The 21350-nt window shown below is 45.5% G+C and carries 21 protein-coding genes and 1 tRNA gene; 12 read left to right on the forward strand and 10 right to left on the reverse strand.

Annotated elements, in window-relative coordinates:
* Positions 1–338: 338 nt before the first annotated feature.
* Positions 339–1004 carry a lipoprotein signal peptidase gene (locus tag LZZ85_RS10100; protein WP_237871241.1) on the forward strand — a complete coding sequence of 222 codons (666 nt, stop codon included), beginning with the start codon at positions 339–341 and terminating at the stop codon, positions 1002–1004.
* Positions 1005–1092: 88 nt separating this feature from the next.
* Here the strand turns inward: LZZ85_RS10100 and LZZ85_RS10105 are convergent, their stop codons facing one another.
* The 3 genes from LZZ85_RS10105 to fumC form a co-directional block, all read right to left on the reverse strand.
* Positions 1093–3435: a T9SS type A sorting domain-containing protein gene (locus tag LZZ85_RS10105; protein WP_237871243.1), complete on the reverse strand. Its 2343-nt coding sequence runs from the start codon at positions 3433–3435 to the stop codon at positions 1093–1095.
* 303 nt (positions 3436–3738) lie between these two features.
* Positions 3739–3960: a hypothetical protein gene (locus LZZ85_RS10110; protein WP_237871245.1), complete on the reverse strand. Its 222-nt coding sequence runs from the start codon at positions 3958–3960 to the stop codon at positions 3739–3741.
* A gap of 251 nt (positions 3961–4211) precedes the next feature.
* The gene (gene fumC / locus LZZ85_RS10115; RefSeq protein ID WP_237871247.1) at positions 4212–5612 is read right to left on the reverse strand and encodes a class II fumarate hydratase; all 1401 of its coding nucleotides are present in this window, start codon (positions 5610–5612) and stop codon (positions 4212–4214) included.
* Positions 5613–5887: 275 nt separating this feature from the next.
* On the opposite strand from fumC, the gene LZZ85_RS10120 reads away from it, so the two are divergent.
* On the forward strand, positions 5888–7210 hold the full coding sequence (locus tag LZZ85_RS10120; protein ID WP_237871249.1) for an alpha-L-fucosidase: 1323 nt from the start codon (positions 5888–5890) through the stop codon (positions 7208–7210).
* A 58-nt stretch (positions 7211–7268) separates the two neighbouring features.
* Positions 7269–8687 (forward strand): alpha-L-fucosidase, encoded by a 1419-nt coding sequence (locus tag LZZ85_RS10125; RefSeq protein WP_237871251.1) that lies wholly within the window; start codon positions 7269–7271, stop codon positions 8685–8687.
* On the opposite strand, the gene LZZ85_RS10130 is transcribed toward LZZ85_RS10125, so the two are convergent.
* Positions 8674–9453, reverse strand: coding sequence for an enoyl-CoA hydratase/isomerase family protein (locus LZZ85_RS10130; protein ID WP_237871253.1), 780 nt, complete (start codon positions 9451–9453; stop codon positions 8674–8676). The two genes, LZZ85_RS10125 and LZZ85_RS10130, sit on opposite strands and share 14 nt — an antisense overlap.
* Before the next feature lie 319 nt (positions 9454–9772).
* Here LZZ85_RS10130 and LZZ85_RS10135 point away from each other — a divergent pair, with 319 nt between their 5' ends.
* Positions 9773–10987 carry a glycoside hydrolase family 88 protein gene (locus tag LZZ85_RS10135; RefSeq protein ID WP_237871255.1) on the forward strand — a complete coding sequence of 405 codons (1215 nt, stop codon included), beginning with the start codon at positions 9773–9775 and terminating at the stop codon, positions 10985–10987.
* 130 nt (positions 10988–11117) lie between these two features.
* On the opposite strand, the gene LZZ85_RS10140 is transcribed toward LZZ85_RS10135, so the two are convergent.
* Positions 11118–11525 (reverse strand): cobalamin B12-binding domain-containing protein, encoded by a 408-nt coding sequence (locus LZZ85_RS10140; RefSeq protein ID WP_237871257.1) that lies wholly within the window; start codon positions 11523–11525, stop codon positions 11118–11120.
* Positions 11526–11543: 18 nt separating this feature from the next.
* Positions 11544–13067 (reverse strand): glutamate--tRNA ligase, encoded by a 1524-nt coding sequence (gene gltX / locus LZZ85_RS10145; RefSeq protein ID WP_237871259.1) that lies wholly within the window; start codon positions 13065–13067, stop codon positions 11544–11546.
* Positions 13068–13169: 102 nt separating this feature from the next.
* On the opposite strand from gltX, the gene LZZ85_RS10150 reads away from it, so the two are divergent.
* From LZZ85_RS10150 to LZZ85_RS10160, 3 genes are all read left to right on the forward strand, one after another.
* Positions 13170–13883, forward strand: a complete 714-nt coding sequence (locus LZZ85_RS10150; protein ID WP_237871261.1) for a polysaccharide deacetylase family protein — start codon at positions 13170–13172, stop codon at positions 13881–13883.
* Between the two features lie 211 nt (positions 13884–14094).
* Positions 14095–14862: a TatD family hydrolase gene (locus tag LZZ85_RS10155; protein WP_237871263.1), complete on the forward strand. Its 768-nt coding sequence runs from the start codon at positions 14095–14097 to the stop codon at positions 14860–14862.
* Between the two features lie 54 nt (positions 14863–14916).
* A tRNA-Ser gene (locus LZZ85_RS10160) sits at positions 14917–15003 on the forward strand.
* 686 nt (positions 15004–15689) lie between these two features.
* On the opposite strand, the gene LZZ85_RS10165 is transcribed toward LZZ85_RS10160, so the two are convergent.
* Both LZZ85_RS10165 and LZZ85_RS10170 read right to left on the reverse strand, forming a co-directional pair.
* Positions 15690–15914 carry a helix-turn-helix domain-containing protein gene (locus tag LZZ85_RS10165; RefSeq protein WP_237871265.1) on the reverse strand — a complete coding sequence of 75 codons (225 nt, stop codon included), beginning with the start codon at positions 15912–15914 and terminating at the stop codon, positions 15690–15692.
* A 3-nt stretch (positions 15915–15917) separates the two neighbouring features.
* Positions 15918–16460: a DUF2975 domain-containing protein gene (locus LZZ85_RS10170; RefSeq protein WP_237871267.1), complete on the reverse strand. Its 543-nt coding sequence runs from the start codon at positions 16458–16460 to the stop codon at positions 15918–15920.
* A gap of 188 nt (positions 16461–16648) precedes the next feature.
* Between LZZ85_RS10170 and LZZ85_RS10175 the strand changes: the two genes are divergently transcribed.
* The 5 genes from LZZ85_RS10175 (at position 16649) to LZZ85_RS10195 (ending at position 20170) form a co-directional block, all read left to right on the forward strand.
* Positions 16649–17341, forward strand: a complete 693-nt coding sequence (locus tag LZZ85_RS10175; RefSeq protein ID WP_237871269.1) for a helix-turn-helix transcriptional regulator — start codon at positions 16649–16651, stop codon at positions 17339–17341.
* Positions 17342–17416: 75 nt separating this feature from the next.
* The gene (locus LZZ85_RS10180) at positions 17417–17836 is read left to right on the forward strand and encodes a DUF1761 domain-containing protein (RefSeq protein WP_237871271.1); all 420 of its coding nucleotides are present in this window, start codon (positions 17417–17419) and stop codon (positions 17834–17836) included.
* Positions 17830–18414 (forward strand): YdeI/OmpD-associated family protein, encoded by a 585-nt coding sequence (locus LZZ85_RS10185; protein WP_237871273.1) that lies wholly within the window; start codon positions 17830–17832, stop codon positions 18412–18414. Before LZZ85_RS10180 ends, LZZ85_RS10185 begins: the two co-directional genes overlap by 7 nt.
* Positions 18415–18552: 138 nt before the next feature.
* Positions 18553–19161: a helix-turn-helix domain-containing protein gene (locus tag LZZ85_RS10190; protein WP_237871275.1), complete on the forward strand. Its 609-nt coding sequence runs from the start codon at positions 18553–18555 to the stop codon at positions 19159–19161.
* A 55-nt stretch (positions 19162–19216) separates the two neighbouring features.
* Entirely contained in the window at positions 19217–20170 is a 954-nt protein-coding gene (locus LZZ85_RS10195; RefSeq protein WP_237871277.1) for a hypothetical protein, read from the forward strand.
* A gap of 10 nt (positions 20171–20180) precedes the next feature.
* Here the strand turns inward: LZZ85_RS10195 and LZZ85_RS10200 are convergent, their stop codons facing one another.
* Positions 20181–20714, reverse strand: coding sequence for a GNAT family N-acetyltransferase (locus tag LZZ85_RS10200; protein WP_237871278.1), 534 nt, complete (start codon positions 20712–20714; stop codon positions 20181–20183).
* A gap of 8 nt (positions 20715–20722) precedes the next feature.
* Positions 20723–21331 carry an FMN-binding negative transcriptional regulator gene (locus LZZ85_RS10205; protein ID WP_237871280.1) on the reverse strand — a complete coding sequence of 203 codons (609 nt, stop codon included), beginning with the start codon at positions 21329–21331 and terminating at the stop codon, positions 20723–20725.
* Between the last annotated feature and the right edge of the window lie 19 nt (positions 21332–21350).

Consider the following 21350-nt stretch of genomic DNA (forward strand, 5'->3'; position numbering starts at 1 on the left):
CATCAGATATATCGAACAACATGTTCGACATGTTTGGACACTTTTATTATCAGAGGATTCCAGGAATCCCACTTGGGACTAATCGTTACCTCATTTTTTCTGATTGATGATCTTCCTTATTGGCCCGACTCCCCGATCTGCTTTCGCGGCCGGGCAACAGGTCGAAAGGTCACCTAAAAAAGAGAGAGATGACGCGGTGACTATTACCCCTGGAGGCATTTCTTTGTCCCCTATCAAATTAAAACAACCGGCTTTGAACTTACGTGTAAACCCTAAACTGCCGTGAACGAAGAACGATCTCCCGGGTTCCCTTATATTTGCTACTTAAACCTGATATAGTGAAGCTTAGAAATGCTATCCTTCTAATCGTTCTTATTATCCTGGCAGACCAGGTACTCAAGATTTGGATCAAAACCAGTTACCCGTTTGGCGATACACACGTGACGGGGCTGACATGGTTTCGATTGTACTTTATTGAAAATAAAGGAATGGCCTGGGGCTGGGAATTTGGCGGCGAATGGGGCAAAATGGCACTTACGCTCTTTCGCCTCGGCGCGGTAATATTTGGCACCTGGTATCTCGGTCGGATCGTTAAGCAGGGCTACAGTAAAGGGTTTATCATTTGTGCTTCGCTGATCTATGCCGGCGCATTGGGTAACCTGATCGATAGCATGTTCTATGGAATGATCTTCGAAGACAGTTCTTATTCGTATGTCGCAAAAATGTTCCCTGAAAAAGGATATGCCGGTTTTTTGCATGGCCGTGTGGTGGATATGCTTCATTTTCCCCTGATCCGGTCTACCTATCCTTCATGGGTTCCTTTTGTTGGAGGCGAGGACTTTGAATTCTTCAGCCCGATCTTCAATATCGCGGACGCTTCAATCTCTGTTGGCGTTATCACGCTGTTTATTTTCCAGAAGAGATTGTTTAAAAAGAATGATGCAGATCAGCATCAGACAGTTGAGACGAATGCGGAAGTAAGTGATAAAGTGCAGGTATCCTGATCATTGAAAGTATTGAATACATAAAAAAAGCGCCCCGGGTTCTATATCCGGGGCGCTTTTTTTATTCCTCACAGTTGATCAGGGTCTTTTAATGTGCCTGCTTTAACACGCGCCTGGTGATCACGATTCCTCCGCATTCAACTCTCAGGATGTAGATTCCGGTTGGCAGAGCGTCTGTTTCAGCCAGGGAAAGCTGATTAACACCTTCACGAAGTTCAAGTGTTTTCCGTTTAACTGTTTTCCCCATGTTGTCGATCAGTTCTGCTTTAGCTGTTCCATTGCGATCAGTAGAGATGTCAAAGAACAGTTCACGCTGGAATGGATTGACGACTGAAATAAAGGCAAAAGGAGATTGTTTTGCTTCAAGCTGTAATGTGCGTGAGAACGTTCCCCGGTTGTCTTTTGTCTGAACAAAGATGCGATAGTGCATTTTCCTGGTCAGATCTTCGGGGTCAGTAAAGGCGTATGATGTCTGATCTGAACCCGATGTTGCGGTTCCATTGACTGTCGCAATACTGGCGTAGTTGATTCCGTCAGCACTTCGCTGGATGCCGTAGATCGCATCTTGCTCTTCGCCGGTGACCGTCCATTTCAGCACGCTCTTGTTATTGTGAACGGATCCACTGAAGTTCAGGAATTTCGTGGCCAGCGTTCCACCGCAATCATTCACTGTTAGGGTAACTCCGTTCATTTCATCCGTGGTCCGGCAGGAGTTATTGGTAAGGTTGGCTGTGCTGGTTGCAATCACTAACCTGTATCGGCGTCCATTATCCGCTACGGTGATCAGCGGGTTGATATAAGAACTCCAGTATTCGTACATGTTCAAAGCGGCATTGTAGTGTGGCGTACTGTCTATCACAGCGGAAACGTTTGTCCACGTCACGCCGTTATCCATACTTGTTTGCCAGCGATGAAAGCGGTAGTTGTCAAAATATGATCGGATCGTATCTGTTACTTTGAAGGGACTTCCCTGGCAAACAGTGGGGGTCATTGTGGGTGAGTACTTCATGTTGGGTAAGCAGGTTCTAACCCCGATATCATCAATTGCCCAATCGTTACCACCACCACCAGGTGCATTATTGCGGATGGTTACGGTCATACTGGTTTGGCCGGTTTTTGTTTTGAACACGAAACCTTTTTTAACCCATGTGCCGGTGTAAGCGATGTTACCACTGGTATAAACATCTTCGCCATCGATCTGGAAGTTGAGGTTGGGGCGTACACCGGAGGAGTCATTGCTGGGGCCAGGTCTGTAGCCAGGAACTGTGGATCCTTTACCGCTGGAGTCGCAACCGCATCGGCGGCAGATATTTCTGAACCACGCAGAGAATTCGTAGTAGGTGTCTTCGCAAAGACCACTGATATTCTGTGTAAACGCTCTGTTTGTTTCGTAGCTGGCATTTACCACAACAGTGTAACCACCGGTTCCCGGCCAGTTGCCAAGTGTTTGGTCGGCTGCACCTGTATGGTCACCGATGATATCCCAGACACCGAACACGCGCGAACCGCTTCCTGATCCTGACGAGTAATTGACATTGGGATTCACAGTCCCGTCAGTACTGGTGGTGTTGGCAAGGCCATAGTAGTTATCGTTTGGTGTATTTGCTCCGAAGTCGAGCATCGTATAAGGCAACGGTACGAATGAAGTACCTCCGGCCCTGTTCTGCGCCGTACCGGATCCGAATGTTCCACCTGATTCGCCGACGATCGCGTTTGATCCGGCAGCATTGGCGCAAAGGCCATAGTCAGGAGAGATCCTGATCTTATAGGGTGTGAAATCAGAGCTTGACAAAGAGCCGCTTGAACCACGGTTATACCTGAAGTTACCGGCAGGCATATCGATCGTTTCACCAACAGCTACACTGCCGTCATTTTTTATTCTTACCCGAAATGCATAGACACGGATACAGGTACTTCCGAAGAAGGAGGGCCTCATTCCTCCACTACCCCATAAACGACCCGAGCCAGTTCCTGATTCTCCTTGTGTTGTTACGTCCGCAGCGCCTGCGCTGTTACCGATGTTGAAACGGATACGGCCTGACGATTTATGGATATGCCCTGAGTCCAGATCTGCATTGTCGGAATAAGCAGTCTGCAAACGACCTTCATTGGAGATCATCTGCAGTGAATTATCAATGTACTCAAACTTCGTGAGGTTGATCGTGTCATTATAGCGCAGGTTATTCAGCCGGGTTGCAGCGGTAGTACCTCCTCCGATCACGGCAATGGTTGCCCTTACTTCGATGATGTCTCCAGGAAGGAATGTTCCGCCATTGGGCCGGCTGATATTAACGAAGCTCTTACCGGTGGTTACGGTTGGTTGAGCAAACGCATCAACACACGGTAATACGCATAACGCAAGAAAACAGTGCAGCAATGTCCGCCGTTTGCCAGACGCCCGAACAGATGTGTGATGTAAAGCTGTTTTCATAAGCAGGATTAGGGTGATTCAATAGATGGATTAACAGCCACCAAAATACATGGATTAGCAATGGAAAGCAATAGTACTTTGTTCATTATCAAGCGCGTGTATTCACTACAGGTTTCTCATCGGGACAGTAGTAATTTTATTGCATATTCTCCTTGCTATTTTATTTTTTGCCTTATAGATGGAACATTTGCAGGCTATTACACATTTCCAATAAAAAAAGCCCTCAAAGGGGCTTTTTAATAGTATCGTAAAACCACGATAGATCCTACCGTGAGTTACCTGTAAAGGGCAAAATAAATGTGATCAGGAAGGGATGCTCGTTCTGATCAGCGAATCATTGACGGGCGCTTTGTAAGGGTCAGCCATTGGAGAGACTCTTATACGGCTGATCGATTTAGCTCTGCTATCCAGCAATTCCTTCAGATATGCAGCCTGGTCATTTCTTGTTCCGGGTTCTCCCGCCACCGCCTGCTCCATTACCTTAAGGGGATAAGCTGAAATATAAGAGTGTTTTGTTTCTTTCATAGATTCGGATTTAACTTTTACGAATGCTAAAATGGAAGTTTTTACTGGATTATGCAATAGAGCCTGCCGAAAAATGAATGGAAAATCGTGATAATAGTTTTCAGGATCGAAAAAATACGATTGTGTGCTAACTGTTAAGCCGGCCGTTGTTGTGCATTCTTGATAACAGCAGATCAATTCCACCTGAGCACTAACAACAGAGAAGGCCGCCTGAAAAACAGACGGCCTTCGCCTTTGATTCTATCACAAGTTTATTTGATCTCGCCAACCATATCTCCCGGGATCACCCATGCATCAAACTCTTCAGGAGTAACATATCCCAGTTTCACTGCCATTTCCTTCAATGTTGTTCCTTCCTTATGAGCTGTCTGTGCGATCTCTGCCGCTTTGTAGTAACCGATCTTTGTATTCAACGCGGTAACCAGCATCAATGAATTGTCAACGTGTTTTTTGATGTTCGCTTCGATCGGCTCAATGCCTGCTGCGCATTTATTATTAAAGGAAACACAACCATCACCGATCAGGCGCGCACTGTGCAGGAAATTATAGATCATCACCGGCTTGAACACATTCAGTTCAAAATGACCGGTAGCTCCACCGATATTAATAGTAACATCGTTACCCAGTACCTGCGCGGCGATCATCGTCAGCGCTTCGCATTGTGTAGGATTAACTTTGCCGGGCATGATAGATGAACCTGGTTCATTGTCTGGAATGAACAATTCTCCTATACCACTTCTTGGCCCTGAAGAAAGCATGCGAATATCATTGGCGATCTTCATCAAACTAACTGCCACAGTTTTCAATGCACCATGAGCTTCCACGATGGCATCGTGCGCTGCAAGTGCTTCGAATTTGTTTTCAGCGGTGATGAAAGGAAGATTGGTCAGGCTGGCAATATGCTTTGCAACGTTGACCGAATAGTCTTTCGGTGTGTTGATGCCCGTACCAACGGCGGTACCTCCAAGGGCGAGTTCACTCAGGTGCGGCAAAGTATTTTTGATCGCTTTCAGACCATGATCCAGTTGTGATACATATCCGCTGAATTCCTGTCCCACGGTAAGCGGAGTGGCATCCATAAAGTGAGTGCGGCCGATCTTCACCACGTTCATGTATTTCCTGCTTTTCTCTGCAAGCGTATTACGCAGCTTTTCGATGCCGGGGATCGTTGTTTCCAGCAGGATCTTATATGCCGCGATGTGCATCGCTGTTGGAAAAGTATCGTTGGATGACTGTGATTTATTTACATCGTCGTTAGGGTGCAGAAATTTCTCTTTATCAGTAAGTGAACCGCCTTTGATCACATGTCCGCGATAGGCCACTACTTCATTTACGTTCATGTTGCTTTGTGTACCGGAACCTGTTTGCCAAACCACCAATGGAAAGTAAGCGTCCAGTTTTCCTTCGAGGATCTCATCGCATACCTGTCCGATCAGATCAGACTTTTCTTTGGGCAGCACACCTGCTTCCTGGTTGGTGATCGCTGCTGCTTTTTTGAGATAGGCAAATGCACGGATGATCTCCTTTGGCATTTTGTTGATATCCTGTGCAATCTGGAAGTTCTCGATGCTACGCTGAGTTTGCGCACCATAATACGCGTCCGAAGGCACTTGCACTTCGCCCATGGTGTCTTTTTCGATTCTGTATCCCATAATCTGTATTTAGAGAAAAGATGAAAAAATGATTTGGGTGGCAAAGTTAGGAGATATCGTGGGAAAAGGTAATCCGGTAAGCTGGTTTTATATAGCCGATTGACGTAGATTTATTGCGGCATAGTTTCCCGCTGATTTACGGAGATAGGCTCGCTGATCCGCAGATAGCTGTCTGTGGTTGGAAACTAATCTACGCATCGGTGCATTGATCTTCGCAAATCAGGGGAAATTACGCCAGACAAGGATATTACCTGCTATAAAATATAACTGATAAAATGAAAAAGCTTTTTCTCCTCGCCTTTGCCATTTATGGAACTCTTTGCGTTAATTCCCAGGAATATACCCCAACTCCGGAGAACCTTGCTGCGCGTCAGCAATTCCGTGACAATCGCTACGGGATGTTCATTCATTGGGGGATCTCCAGTATGCTTGGTGATGGAGAATGGGTAATGAACAACAGGAATATTAAAGTTGAAGACTATAAGCGGATGCTCCGCGCATTCAGTCCGGTTGATTTTGATGCGTCAAAATGGGTATCTGCGGCGAAGAACGCAGGTATGAAATACATCGTATTTGTATCCCGTCACCATGACGGATTCTCCAACTGGGATACCAAACAATCAGAATGGAAGATCACCAATACGCCTTATGGAAAAGATGTGCTGAAAATGCTTGCTGATGAGTGCAGAAGACAGGGAATAAAGCTTGGTCTGTACTACTCAACGCTCGACTGGTCGCGGAATGATTATCCGTATGAAACAGGCAGAACCGGAAAGGGTACCGGACGCACACAAAAAAGTGATTACGCTTCTTACCTGAAGTTCATGAAGAACCAGCTTACCGAATTACTTACCAATTACGGGGAGATCATGTCTATCTGGTTTGATGGTCATTGGGATCAGACAAACCCTGAAGGTGATGCTGACCGTTCTTCAAGAATTGACTGGAAGTATGATGAGATCTATGGGCTGATACATCGCCTTCAACCAAAATGCATGATCGGAAATAATCATCATCTTTCGCCGATCAACGGTGAGGACTTCCAGATGTTTGAGCGCGATCTTCCCGGTGAAAACAAATCCGGTTTGAGTTTTCAGAAGGCATCGGAACTCCCATTGGAAACCTGCGAGACGATCAACGGTTCATGGGGCTATAATATCACAGACCGCAAATACAAGACTGCAGAACAAACGGTTCAACTACTGGTTGGCGCCGCAGGAAGAGATGCTAACCTGTTGCTGAATATTGGACCAATGCCGAGCGGAGAGGTACAACCCGAATTCAGGGATACGCTTGCCACCGCCGGCAAATGGGTGAAGCAGTTTGGTGAAAGTGTATATGGCACAAGAAAAGGCCCGATTACTCCACAAACATGGGGCGTTACTACCCAGAAAGAAAAGAGAGTGTATATACACCTGTTCAGAATGCCATCAGAGAATCAATTGATATTACCCGGAATATGGAAGATCAGTTCTGTTAAGCAAATGGGTAATAATGTATCGGTTAAGTTCAAACAGCAGAAAGACAGTGTTTCTATCAGTCTCGAAGGCGTTCAGTTATCCGGGCCCGATACCGTTATTGAGATTATCCTGAAGTAATGACGGTAGAATAAATTGTATGGCCTTTTCTTTGATTACATATTCCAAACAACACACCATGAATAGAGTGATAATAACCATGTTTGGCCTGGTGCTTTGCATTTCGGTTTATGGGCAGGCGCCGAAACAGGCCGTTCCTACAAAGCAGCAACTTGCCTGGCATGACATGGAATATTACTGGTTCATTCACTTTGGGCCGAATACGTTCACGGATAAGGAATGGGGCCAGGGAGATGAGCAGGCTGATATATTCAACCCATCTGCGCTCGATTGCCGGCAGTGGGCGCGCATTGCCAAAGCATCGGGAGCAAAAGGCATCATCATCACCGCAAAACATCATGATGGTTTCAGCCTGTGGCCAAGCAATTTCTCCAAACATACAGTACGCGAAAGTGCATGGAGAAACGGTAAGGGTGATGTGCTAAAAGAATTGTCGCAGGCCTGCAAGCAATACGGACTTAAGTTCGGAGTGTACCTGTCTCCCTGGGACAGAAATCATCCGCAGTATGGCACAGCCGCCTACAACGATATTTACATCAATACCATGAAAGAATTAGTAACGAAGTACGGACCATTCTTTGAATTCTGGTGGGATGGAGCAAATGGAGAAGGGCCTAATGGTAAGAAACAGGTATACGATTTCAAACGTTTTGAACGAACGATCAGGGCTATTGCTCCAAATACGGTTGTGTTCAGTGATATTGGTCCGGATATACGATGGGTCGGAAATGAAAAAGGAATTGCGGGGGAGACAAACTGGAACTATCTGGATACAGCAGGTTTCGCACGTGGTATAGGGGCTCCGTCGACAGATACCTTATCATACGGAAATATCAATGGTAAGAACTGGATCCCTGCGGAATGTGATGTAAGTATCCGTCCAGGCTGGTTCTATCATGCGCAGGAAGATGATAAAGTAAAAACGCCGCAACAGTTATTTGATCTTTACCTGAAATCAGTGGGCCGTGGTTCTACGTTACTGCTGAATGTGCCCCCGGACAGAAGAGGGTTGATCAATGAAAAGGACTCCGCATCATTGATCGGCTTTAAGGCGTTGCGGGATGAATCATTTGCCAATAACATTGCCTTTGGAAGTCCTGCTGAATTACATACAAACGGAAGCATCTTCAAACTGACAAAGTTCACGGATGGAGATACGAAGAGTTCAGAAAAAATAACTGATCATAAAAATGCGAGTGTCTGGATAAAATTTGATTCAACAAAAAAGATCAATTGTGTCGTGTTGCAGGAAGATATTACGAAGGGACAGTTTGTGAAATCAGCACACGTGATCTTGTTGAACGGATTACAGGAGACAAAAAAGATTGCGGTAACAACGATAGGAAGAAAGCGGATACTCGTATTCCCTGCGCAGGACGTAAGTAGTATCCGCCTTATCATTACTGATGCAAAAGGTGCGCCAACCATTAGTGAAGTGGCGGCTTATCATATTCCGGAAATGCTTACTGTCCTTTGAAACTTGCTTTTCGTTTTTCGAGGAATGCACTGGCGCCTTCTTTGGCATCGGCAGATGCAATGAGGTTGCCGAATGTCTCGATCTCGATTGAATACCCGTTCTCTGCTTCATTGTATACAGCATTGGCGGCTTTGATGCAGCCTGCAATAGCCAGAGGTGCTTTTGTATTGATAAGCGAAAGGATGGAACGCGCTTTATCGATCAGTTCTTCTGCTTTTACCACATGATTGACCAGGCCGAATTGAAGAGCAGTTGCCGCATCTATCATATTTCCCGTCATCAATAACTCCATTGCACGGCCTTTTCCAATAAGCTGCACGAGTCTTTGTGTGCCGCCATAGCCGGGGATCAGGCCGAGATTTACTTCCGGCTGACCAAATTTGGCGGATTCGCTTGCTACGCGAAAATGACAGGACATCGCCAGTTCACAACCTCCACCGAGTGCAAATCCATTCACTGCGGCGACAATAGGTTTTGGGCTGTTTTCGATCCTGGAGAATACAAGGTCCTGTCCTTTCTGAGCAAGTGCTTTTCCTCCTGCCGCATCAAGCGAATTGAATTCACTGATATCAGCTCCGGCGACAAATGCTTTTGGGCCGCTTCCGGTTATGATCGCTGAAGCGATCTCAGGATCGTTGATCACTTCGTCAATTGCTTTTCCGAGTTCTTCAATCACTGTCTTGTTTAATGCATTGAGTTTGTCGGGGCGGTTGATCGTGATGGTACTGATCCTGTCACTGGTCTCTACTATAAGGCTGGAATACATGGGCATTTTTTTCAAAAATAAGAAATCTGTGGCTGAAGTAGTTTTAGCGTAGCGGAAGCAACAACTTCTCTTCGGTGCAGGCTTAACTTAGTTCAAAATTGGCTGGCGTAGGGGGAACGCGTCGATACGCCGAGAGCGCGGCGAAATACAATAAATTTCCAATAGCTGTTTCCGTCGCGTCCGCCGGGTTCCCCTTACGCCAATCTGCACCCGGGTAGTCGGCTATGATAAGGAGATCCACCATTGCGAGAGGCCAGTCATTTGCTTCCTACCTTACTGACATTAGATTATATTTGTTGACACTTAAAAACCTCCCTTCATGAATTTTTCATTGCTACGAAGATGTACCCTTCAAATGATCCTGCTTGCCTGTGTTTTTGGAACTGCCATTCCTGTATCTGCGCAGAACACCAAAGGCATGAAAAAGCTGATCGATAAAAATATGACACTTGCTGCGAAGCAGTATCTCTATATGGCAACGCTAACGGCTCCTGATTCCATGCCGCGTTCATTTGATGCAACAAAAAATAAATTTATCTCCAGCAATACGCGCTGGTGGACGAGTGGATTCTATCCCGGTGCACTCTGGCTGATCTATTCTTATACCGGAGATACCGCCGTTAAGGCAGAAGCGGAAAGACGCCTCGCCATTATTGAAAAAGAGAAATATTCAACGGCGGATCATGACCTCGGCTTTATGATCTTCTGCAGCTTTGGCAATGCCTATAAGATCACAAAGAATGAAGCGTATCGTGAGGTTTGTGCGGTAGCTTCCGAATCGCTGATCAAGCGTTACAAACCAGCCATGAGTTCGATACAGTCATGGAATTCGCTAACTTCTCCCAAAGCGCCGGTGATCATAGATAACATGATGAACCTTGAAATGCTTTGCTGGGTGGCTGATGAATACCGCGAACCAAAGTTTAAAGCCATTGCGATCGATCATGCGAATACTACCATGAAGAATCATTTCCGGCCCGACTACAGTTCATATCACGTGGTGGAGTATGATCCGGTTACGGGAAAGATCCTTGAAAAGAAAACCGCGCAGGGGTATGCGAACGAATCTGCATGGGCGCGTGGTCAGGCCTGGGGCTTATATGGTTATACAATGATGTATCGTTGTACTGACGATAAAACTTATCTCGAACAGGCAAGAAAGATCGCTTCATTTATACTGAACCATCCAAATCTTCCGAAGGATGGTGTTCCTTACTGGGATTTTAATGCTCCCATAGATAAAAACACTTTACGCGATGCATCAGCGGGATCGATCATGGCCTCTGCATTGCTGGAATTATCGCGCTACACAGAAGGAGATGAAAGGGCAAAATACATTGCCGCGGCAGAGAAGACACTGAAGACTCTTTCCTCCAAACATTACCTCGCAAAGTATAAGGAGAATGGAGGATTTCTGCTGAAGCATGGAGTGGGACATTTGCCTGCAAAATCTGAAGTGGATGTTCCGTTAACGTATGGCGACTATTATTTCATAGAAGCGCTGATCAGGTACAGGGATTGGTTTTTGCAGTAAGCATAGTGGTTTAAGAGTTTAATAGTTTAATAGTTTAAAGGTTTAAGAGTTTAATAGTTTAAAGGTTTAAGGGTTTAAAGTTCATGATGAACTGTAACTCTTAAACCTTTAAACTTTTGAACTATTTAACTTAAAAGCTTCGATGCTCTTTTACCCATTCCTGGATGTATCCTGCAATATCGGCGGTGGAAGTGCCGGGAGGAAAAAGCCTTCCTACTCCAAGGTTATTTAGTGTTTGCATATCGTCTTCGGGGATGATACCGCCACCAGTCAACAATACATCGTTCATTCCTTTCGCTTTCATGATCTCGATTACCTTGGGAAATACGGTCATGTGTGCGCCGGAGAGAATGCTTATGCCGATTGCATCTACGTCTTCCTGTAATGCAGCGCTGACCACCATTTCAGGTGTTTGACGCAAGCCGGTATAGATCACTTCCATCCCGGCGTCACGCAGCGCTGTGGCTATGACTTTTGCACCGCGGTCGTGCCCATCCAATCCTACTTTGGCTACCAATATTCTTACAGGTCTGTTCATGGCAAGTGTTTAACGTGATCAGGCAAATAAAGATAATGCGTTTTTAATTCGGTGGATCGTTTCTTCCTTACCAAGCAATGCTGCAATATCAAATACATGCGGACCGAATTTCCCTCCGACCAGCATAATGCGGAATGGCAGCAGAACTTCACCAGGTTTGATCCTGTTTGCGGCAGCCATCTCTTTGAAATTGGTTTCCATTTCATGGGCATCCCAGGTTGCACTCAATGTGAAATGGCGGATCACTTCGGCAAAGAACAATTGCTTGGCCTCATTCCATTTCGGCTTTACAGAATCTGTATCGATCGTTGCGGGACGTTGGAAAAAGAATGAAGACTGATCATAAAAATCAGGTAGTAATGTGCAGCGGTCTTTTACCAATCCAATGACTTTTTCGAGCAAATGGTCGCTGCCTGTGGAAAGACCTTTTTCTTCCAGGATGGTCTTTACTACCGGCAGTAGTGACTGGCTGTCTGTTTGTTTGATCCATTCGTGGTTGAACCATTTCGCTTTTTCATAGTCAAATCTTGCACCTGCGCTGTGAACGCGTTCAAGGCTGAATGCTTGTATAAGTTCTTCTCTGGAAAACAGTTCTTTTTCTGTGCCGTCATTCCATCCCAGCAGGGCAAGGAGATTGATGAATGCCTCAGGTAAAAACCCTTTTTCACGGAATCCTTCCGTCAGCTCGTTTGTTTTCGGATCGGTCCAGTTCATGGCGAATACCGGGAAGCCATATTTAGCACCGTCACGTTTGCTTAATTTACCATTCGGGCCGAGAATAAGTGGCAGGTGTGCCCATTGGGGCATCTGATCCAACCCAAACAGGTATTTCCAGCAAAGCACATGCACTGGCGCACTGGGCAACCACTCTTCACCACGGAAGGCATGTGTTATTTTCATCAGATAGTCATCCACCACTACAGCAAGATGGTAGGTGGGCATGTTATCTGCTTTCAATAAAACTTTATCATCAACAAGAGAAGTGTCAAAGCTCACTTCACCACGGATCATATCGGTAAAGGAGAGGCTTTCATTTTCCGGCATTTTGATGCGGATCACATGACGGGCACCTTCGGCAAGCAATTGTTTTGTTTCCTCTGCCGTCAGCGAAAGCGAGTTCCGCATTTTCAGGCGAAGTGTATGATCATATTGCGGAGAAGGATTCTGCTCGGTTTTGAAATCCTGACGCATTTTCTCCAATTCTTCCGGCGTATCAAATGCGTAATACGCATGGCCCTGGGTAACCAGTTGTTCGGCATACTGACGGTACATCGGTTTACGCTCACTTTGTCTGTAAGGACCATAAGCGCCACCGTGCAAAGGACTTTCATCCGGCGTCAATCCGGCCCATTTCAGGCAGTCGAAAATGTATTCTTCCGCTCCCGCAACATAACGGCTTTGATCTGTATCCTCAATCCTCAGAACGAAATCGCCACCATTCTTTTTTGCAAAAAGATAATTGTATAAAACTGTTCTTACTCCACCCAGGTGAAGTCCTCCCGTCGGACTGGGAGCAAATCTGACGCGTACTTTTTGTGCCATAGGCGGCAAAGATACGGGATCAGGGATCGTTGACCGTTGTCTGTTGACCGTTGTCCGTTTTCTATAAAAGTTTCCTGCCAGCACCAATATTACCTTACGGAGATGTATTGTCTCCGGGCAACGGACAACGGTCAACGGTCAACGATCGCTTATCTTCGCTCCGTGAAATATTTCATCAAAACTCCCTGGTGGTTAAAAAAGATCTTCGCTTCATATATATGGAGCGTAAAGGTCAAGGAGAATATTTTGTTCCTGACATTTGATGATGGCCCGCATCCGGAGATCACGGGTTTCGTCCTGGATGAATTGAAGAAGCGGAAGGCTAAGGCGACTTTTTTTTGTATAGGGAAAAATGTATTGGCTTATCCTGAAACGTATAAGCGGATCCTGGAAGAAGGACATGCAGTAGGGAATCACACGCAGCATCATCTGAATGGTTGGAAAACGGACAACAAGAATTATCTCGCTGACATTTTTGAAGCAGGTAAATATATAGACTCTTCAATGTTCCGTCCGCCATATGGACGCATCACCTCTTTTCAGGCGCGAAACTTACGCGATGCAATGAAAAATGAACAGGCCAGGGTGATCATGTGGGATGTGTTAAGTGCAGATTTCGATGAAACTTTATCAGGCGAAGACTGTTTAAAGAACGTCGTTTTAAATGCAGGCAAAGGATCGGTCATTGTTTTTCATGACAGCGAAAAAGCATTTAAGCGATTGCAATTTGCTTTGCCGAGAGTGTTGGATTTTTTCGAAAAGAAGGGATATAAATTTGAAAAATTAACGGTGGGATCTCCGGAATTCACGCTATAGTAAAAATACTTATCTATAGGGAGTTGATTATAAAAACTTGATATTCATATAAAAATTTAGGGCCTGGGTAGAAACCCTGGCCCGTTTTTAATCCGTACCCTATGAAAACTGGTTTAAAGGTAAAGTAATTTTTTATTTATGCAAACAAATTTCCAACTGTTTGTTGCCGGAACGGGGTCAAATTCTCAATGATAATTGTCAAATGCACAATATGGGACTTATAGATACGCACGCACATCTTTATTCGAAGCAGTTTAATAATGACCGGCCTGAAATACTGGACCGGGCGCGGAAAGCAGGGCTGGACAAGATCCTGCTGCCTGCCATAGATTCATCAACGCATGAGGCAATGCTGGAGCTTGAGGAGCAAAACCCGGATTTCTGCCTTTCAATGATGGGGCTGCATCCCTGTTCAGTGAATGCCGATTTTGAAAAGGAACTGAAGATCATAGAGGATCATTTTGCTTCCCGGACCTTTATCGCGGTGGGAGAAATAGGGCTCGACTTCTACTGGGATCTTACATTTAAAGAACAGCAATTCAACGCTTTCCACAGGCAGATCGAGTTAGCATTACAATATAGAGTACCGATCGCCATCCATTCCAGGAATGCAAACGACGAAAGTATCCAGGTGGTCAGAGAGCATCAGAAAGGAGATCTCAAAGGTGTGTTCCATTGTTTTTCAGGGACCGTTGAACAGGCACAACAGATGATCGATCTGGGGTTTTACCTCGGGATCGGCGGTGTGCTGACCTTTAAAAACGGGGGACTCGACAAAGTGATCGAGCAAATCGACCTGGATCACCTGGTGTTGGAAACAGATGCGCCGTATTTGGCACCCATCCCATTCCGGGGAAAACGCAATGAAAGCAGCTACCTCACGCATGTTGCGCAGAAGCTGGCAGATCTGAAGCAAACGAGTGTGCAGAAAATTATTGAGCAGACTTCGCTGAATGCGCAAAATTTATTCGGTCTCTAAGCCTTGAAGCCGTATTTTTGCAGCCCCTAATCCGGCAGTAATGCCAGATTGTTCGGAGACGTGTCCGAGTGGTTGAAGGAGCACGCCTGGAAAGTGTGTATACGGGAAACCGTATCGCGAGTTCGAATCTCGCCGTCTCCGCCCCGCCCGCCTTAGCTTTTGCGAAGGCGGGCTTTTCATTTATAGGACGCCCCGTTTTGCGGATGAGGAGGAAGGGGAGGAAAGTTTAAAAGTTTAAAAGTTTAAAAATTTCATGGGTTCACTGGGTTTCAGAGGTTCCGTAGATTGATATCCTGTAAAAGGTTAGCAGGTCCTGGGGCTCTTATGACTTCCGGGGGGCGGGGTAATATACCCGTGTCGCGGGACGATCCGTTTACCGCCGGCGCGCTGCGATCCATTCAGCGCCGCGCACGCAGATTCATTCATCGCTGCGCGCGCAGGTCAGAAATGGGCATACGACAGCACCCGCATTGCTGCGTTTGACTGTCGTCGCCCACTTTTTATTTGTATCATTCCACATTTCCTATCTCATTCTTCCTTTTTTTGATCATAGATGCAATAAAAAAACGCACCGCCCTTTTCAGGACTGCCCTCCTCCACCAGTCCTGAAAATGACGGTGACTAAGAAATTTCTCTGTTGTAAATATCGCTTTATGCAAAAGGGAATCCATGGGAAAAAGACAGGATCTAACGGGAAAATAACGGAAGTATAGCGGTGAATAAACGACCGGTAATTTATGCGCAAGAACTCATCCTGCAATTGATCATCACCTGAGATCGGTGCCGGAAGAGCTTTTATGAAAAGCGACTTACCGGGTAGCAGGTCGTTAAGGCGAAGAGACAAAGTCGTCCTCCCTAAATTCCAGGATGTCTCCCGGCTGACAATCCAATACCTTACAAATCGCCTCAAGCGTACTAAAACGGATCGCTTTGGCTTTGCCGGTTTTGAGAATGGACAGATTCGCCAGGGTCAAACCAACTTTTTCAGAAAGTTCATTCAGTGACATCTTCCTTTTCGCCATCATCACATCAAGGTTTACAATAATTGCCATTGGTTAAACAGTCAGTTCGTTTTCAGTTTGAATTTCAATTCCCTTTTTAAAGACCTGCGCAATGATGAAAAGTGTTACGGCCATAAACAACCACACGTCCCCACCGTCAAAATGCAGCTGGTTAACATCCGGTAAACTCGCGCCATTGTTTTTTAGCCAATGTGAATAGTTCATCCCGGAAGTACAGAATATCCCGATCAGCAAAGTGATGAAAGACGCAGTATTGATAAAGCGGACAAGCGGCTGATTAAATGGCTGCGCGAGACTCAGGTTTTTATTAAAAAGAACCCTGATGATAAGGTAAAACAATACAGCCTTTAATACTGAGATGATGGTAATGACGACCACAACCGTAAAAAAGTGAGAACGATCATAGCGGAGAAGCGCTGACAGATCAACCTCCTTCCATAAATATTTCACAGCCTCCGGTTTAACCAGCGCAAACACGGCATTGGTGAGATAGCCACCGGCTTCTATGCATAAGCCAATAAATATGATGCAGGCAAGGATAAGCAGTATCCTTAAAATGAGTTGTGTAGAAACCATCTTATAGCTTTTTCAGTTATTTGATATTCAAATATGATAAATATTTATCGAAAAACGATAAATATTGCTCTCTTTTTTTCAGAATCTTTTTCTGCCATTGCCAATCCCGGCGGCCTTCGCCCTGGATTTACGGGTTTGCAGATCGCACAAAATGGCGTACTTAGCACCTGATCAACGATTCACGCGCGATGGAGCAAAATGATACCAAACGTCTTTCCCGGTTAACCGCCATTCTTACCCAGCTGCAAACGAAACGGATGATCACCGCACCGGAGCTTGCGGCAAAATTCTCTGTTAGTGTACGAACGATATACAGAGACATCCGCGCCCTGGAGCAGGCCGGTGTACCCATTCTGACAGAAGACGGTCGTGGCTATTTATTAATGGAACACTACCGGTTGCCGCCTGTGACATTTACCGAACAGCAGGCGAATGCATTGATCATTGCCGAACAACTGGTATTGAAGAATAAAGATGCTTCATTCATCAAAGACTATTCGGAAGCAATAGATAAAATCAAGGCTGTTCTAAGGCATAGCGTGAAAGACAAAGCGAATCTGCTGGCTGAAAGAACACGCTTCGCACAAAACCTCCACCGTGAACGCAGTAGCAGTAATCTCTCCGATCTCCAGTTCGCACTCACCAATTTCTGCCTTACCAAAATTGACTACACCAATGAGACCGGTAAAGTATCCACCCGTTTGATCGAGCCATTTGCTTTGCTTAGTACGCAGGAAAACTGGCTGCTGGTCGCATGGTGCCGTCTGCGGGAAGAATTCAGGTATTTCCGGTTGGACAGGATCGCGACGCTGGATGTGCGGACCGAAAAGTTCACTCCTCATAAAATGACATTGCAGCAGTTTTTTGATAAAAATTATTGACCCGCCGAACACCCCTGACATAGGGCTGTCAGACCTCCGTTCTAGTTTTGTTGGACCGTTTTAAACAACTCAATTATGACCGGTCATTTATCAAATCTTCACTGGATCAGCATCCTGATCGCATTTGTCGTATACGCTGCGCTGGGCGCCCTTTGGTTTACAGTATTTTTCAGTCGCCAGTACAAAATCTCCCTCGGCCGTAAGGATGAAGTTTTACAAAATAAAGCGCCGATCTTTATAGTGGGGCCAATGATCTGTTCCTTATTGATCATTATTGCAACGGCGATCCTGATCAACGCATTACAGGTACACACAATTGACGGAGCGCTGTTTTTTGCATTCGTTGCCGGCATCGGGTATCTGTTCGCCAACACCGTGAATATCGCGATCAATCCGAATATGCCCAACCCGATCCGCTATGGGATCATTACCGGAACCTATCATCTGGCGGGCATGGTGATTGCATCCATCATCTTAACTTTTATAAAATGGTAACAGCGAAAGACACGGAAGTATTTTATCCGGCAAATGCAAAAGAATGGCGGCAATGGTTACAAAAGAACCATCGCTCAAAGCAATCTGTATGGGTGATCTATTATAAAAAGAAGGCAAACCATCCAACCGTAACGCATTCCGAAGCCGTTGATGAAGCCTTGTGTTTCGGTTGGATCGACAGCACGCGTGTTTCGCTGGGTGATGATCAGTTCAAACAGTTTTTCTGTAAGCGAAAACCAACCAGTGTCTGGTCAAAGATCAATAAAGCAAAGGTCCAGAAACTGATCGATGAAAAAAAGATGATGCCGGCTGGCTGGAAAAGTATCGAAACAGCGAAGGAAAATGAATCCTGGTCGATCCTTGATGATGTGGAAGAGCTGAAGATCCCTGCCGATCTTTCCAAAGCATTCCGGCGTCATGCGGGCTCCAAAGCATTTTTCAACAGCCTGAGCAAGTCGGTAAAGAAAATGATGCTGCAATGGCTGGTCCTTGCGAAACGGGAGGAAACAAGAGAGAAGCGCCTGGAAGAAATTGCGTCTAATGCGGCGGCCGGGCAAAGACCGAAGCCGTTTCGTTAGGAATATTGGGCATCGGTCGTGGAAACACCGCAGGTTAGTTGCCAGCAGCATGGCCCGGCGGGATAACAAATTTGCGATCACAAAAGCTGAATTATGACCGGTACACATTATCCTCTTCGATTGCCGTAATTTTCCACCATGAAACTGCATCTACGTATCGTTCAGGCGCGTCAGGAAAAAGGGCTTACACAGGAAGAACTGGCTGAACTTGCAGGCGTATCTGCCCGTACAATTCAACGCATTGAAAGCGGCGACAGTGTTCCGCGGAATTTTACCGTTAAGGCGATCGCTACCGCTCTGGACCAGTCATTCGAGCAATTGATGCGTGAAGAACCCGTCCCCCACTTTGCTCAAACAGCTCCAGTATTGGATGATCAGCATTTCCTGAGAATGCTTAACCTTTCCTGCTTTTCTTACATGATCATACCCTATGTTCATTTCCTGATACCACGGCATGTGCTAAAAAGCGAACCAATTCTGAACAGGGAGACTGGTCTGTTCGCAAGAAAGCTGATAAGGGAACAGGTTTCCTGGGTGGTTATTTTTCACTTATCGCTGATCCTGACCCTGGCCTATAATCTCATCGTGGTGAAAATGTTTGGTAACCGGCATCTTGTGGTAAGCTACCTGTGGCCGTTCTTTATTATGTATCTGGTAAATGCGGTGATCATTTCTTTGAACGCAGTAAGAATAAAAAACAATTTCAAGTCGTTGAATACCAGCAATGGTCTCCTAAATGTCGGGTAAATGTCGTGTCAGGGCAGCGGCGATGTCTATAGATTTGCTGCATAAAAATCAGCAGATGTTATTTTTCAAAAAGCTTTGTTTGTCTCTGGCTACCGTTATTTTCTTCCTGAACGCAACTGCTCAAAATATCGCGCCGAACTATCTTGAATTTTCCGGCGACCTGCAGACGATTCCTTTCCGGTGGAAGGCGGATAGCCTGAACGGAGCCTGGGATCGCCATGCCGCAATACTGATACCGGTTAAACTAAAGAACTGTCCAAAAGAGTTCTTCATGCAATTTGACCTCGGCGCACCTTCTTCGCTTGTGTATACCCAACAACTGGCGTCCATAGCAAAGCTCTTTCCAAAAGCTGTTCCCACCCTTGATTCGAATTCAAAGATCCATTCATTTGAATTTACGGCAGGTAAGACAAAGATCAAAGCTCAGGAGATCGCTGCCATAAGTATGAAGGGGGAAATTGACTGGCGTAAAAATTCAGTTAATATTATTGGCACTCTCGGCTCCGATCTGATAGATAACCGCGAGGTAGTGATCGACTACCCCGGGCAAAAATTGTTGATCAATTGCACACCGGGTGATGATACAGTTTGGCACTTGAGCGACCTCCTGTATACGAGGCGAAGCGTACTATTGCCCGCCGTTATCCAGGGAAAACAAACCATTCTGTATTTTGACACAGGATCCAGTGCCTTCGAATTGCTGACAAATGAAAAGACAGCCCACGCACTGGCAACAACGGATGCTGCTGCATCAAGATACCCGGTCAGTTCATGGGGTAAGACCCTTACGGCGGTCAGTCTCCCGACCGCCGACAGTATCACCATTGCCGGGGTGAAGCTGCCTTTGAATAAAGCTACCTATATAGAAGGTGTGAGTGATTCACAAATAAATCAAATGATGAAGATGGGGATCGGAGGAATGACGGGAAATAAGCTATTCCTCCATTCGAAATTGTATCTGGATCTTAAGAATAAGAAATTTGCACTGATCTCATCTTCCACGAAGTGACGGCGATTAATTATTTACTGATCCAATCACGCTTATCAATCTTATACACAAAGTTCTCTTTGGGTGCTTCGCCAAAATAGGTCACTTGCTGTTCCCCGACTTTTTTGGCTCCAACACGACCAATGGCAATTTGTGATCTGGTATTGTTCGCACCTATGTGAAAGTAGACTTTAGAAACAAACTGGAAGATATAATCCAGCATCAGTTTTTTTACGGACAGATTAAAGCCGGTACCCCAGTAAGCGGTGGCATAAAAAGTATATCCGATCAGGATGCTGTCATCAGCTTCGTCATAATCGTAGAACCTCGTAGATCCTGCCACCTGGCCTGTTTTCTTATCTACGATCTTGAATGCACCCTTGCTTTGGACCGCTCCGTCAAAGAACACACGGAATACTTCAGTTTTCCATCGGTCTTTGTTCGGGTGCTGTTCCCATACTTTAGGGTCGGAAGCTACTGCGTACAGTTGTTCAAATTCTTCTTCCTTCAACGGAATAAGGATTGCATTTTCATTTTCCAGTACTGGTTGAATATTGATCTCCATGTCTGATTTTATTTAAGGTTATGCATGTATGTAGCGAGTTCTTGTTCCGTTGCATGGCCGGTTCCGCTGAGTGAAGCAATGATCCGGGATCTTTCTTCTGCCGTCTTATTCTGACTCAGCTTTTTCTGCCCTTCAAGCCTGCTCACTTCTATTTCGAAAGCTACAATACCCTTCATCATTCCGGTAATAAATTTTGCAGGCAAGCTATTCCATTGTTTTTGATAACTGCTTTCGTATGATGAGATCATTTGTTCAAGCATATTCTTTTTCGATGCATCATCATGTAAGATCTTTGCTTTCCCAAACGCATGAACGGTAACATAGTTCCAGGTGGGAACAGATTCATGTTTGTCGTAGTGAGCCGGAGAAATATATGCATGTGGTCCGTTAAAGATGATCAGCGAAATACTCTCTTCAATATGTTTAGCCTGCTCATTTGCTGCGCTGAAGTGAGACCGTAACGTTAATATTCCGCCCGTATCATCTATTGCAAAAGGAAGAAGTGTCGCTGAAGGGATGCCATCGATGTTGGTGATCATGCTGGCAAAGCTGTGCTGCTTTAGAAACCCGATCTTCTCCTGTTGATCTTCAAAGCGGAATGAATGAGGTATATGCATTGTCAATTTTGATTCTCAA

This window comes from Terrimonas ginsenosidimutans (assembly GCF_022012415.1).
Lineage (GTDB): Bacteria > Bacteroidota > Bacteroidia > Chitinophagales > Chitinophagaceae > Terrimonas_A > Terrimonas_A ginsenosidimutans.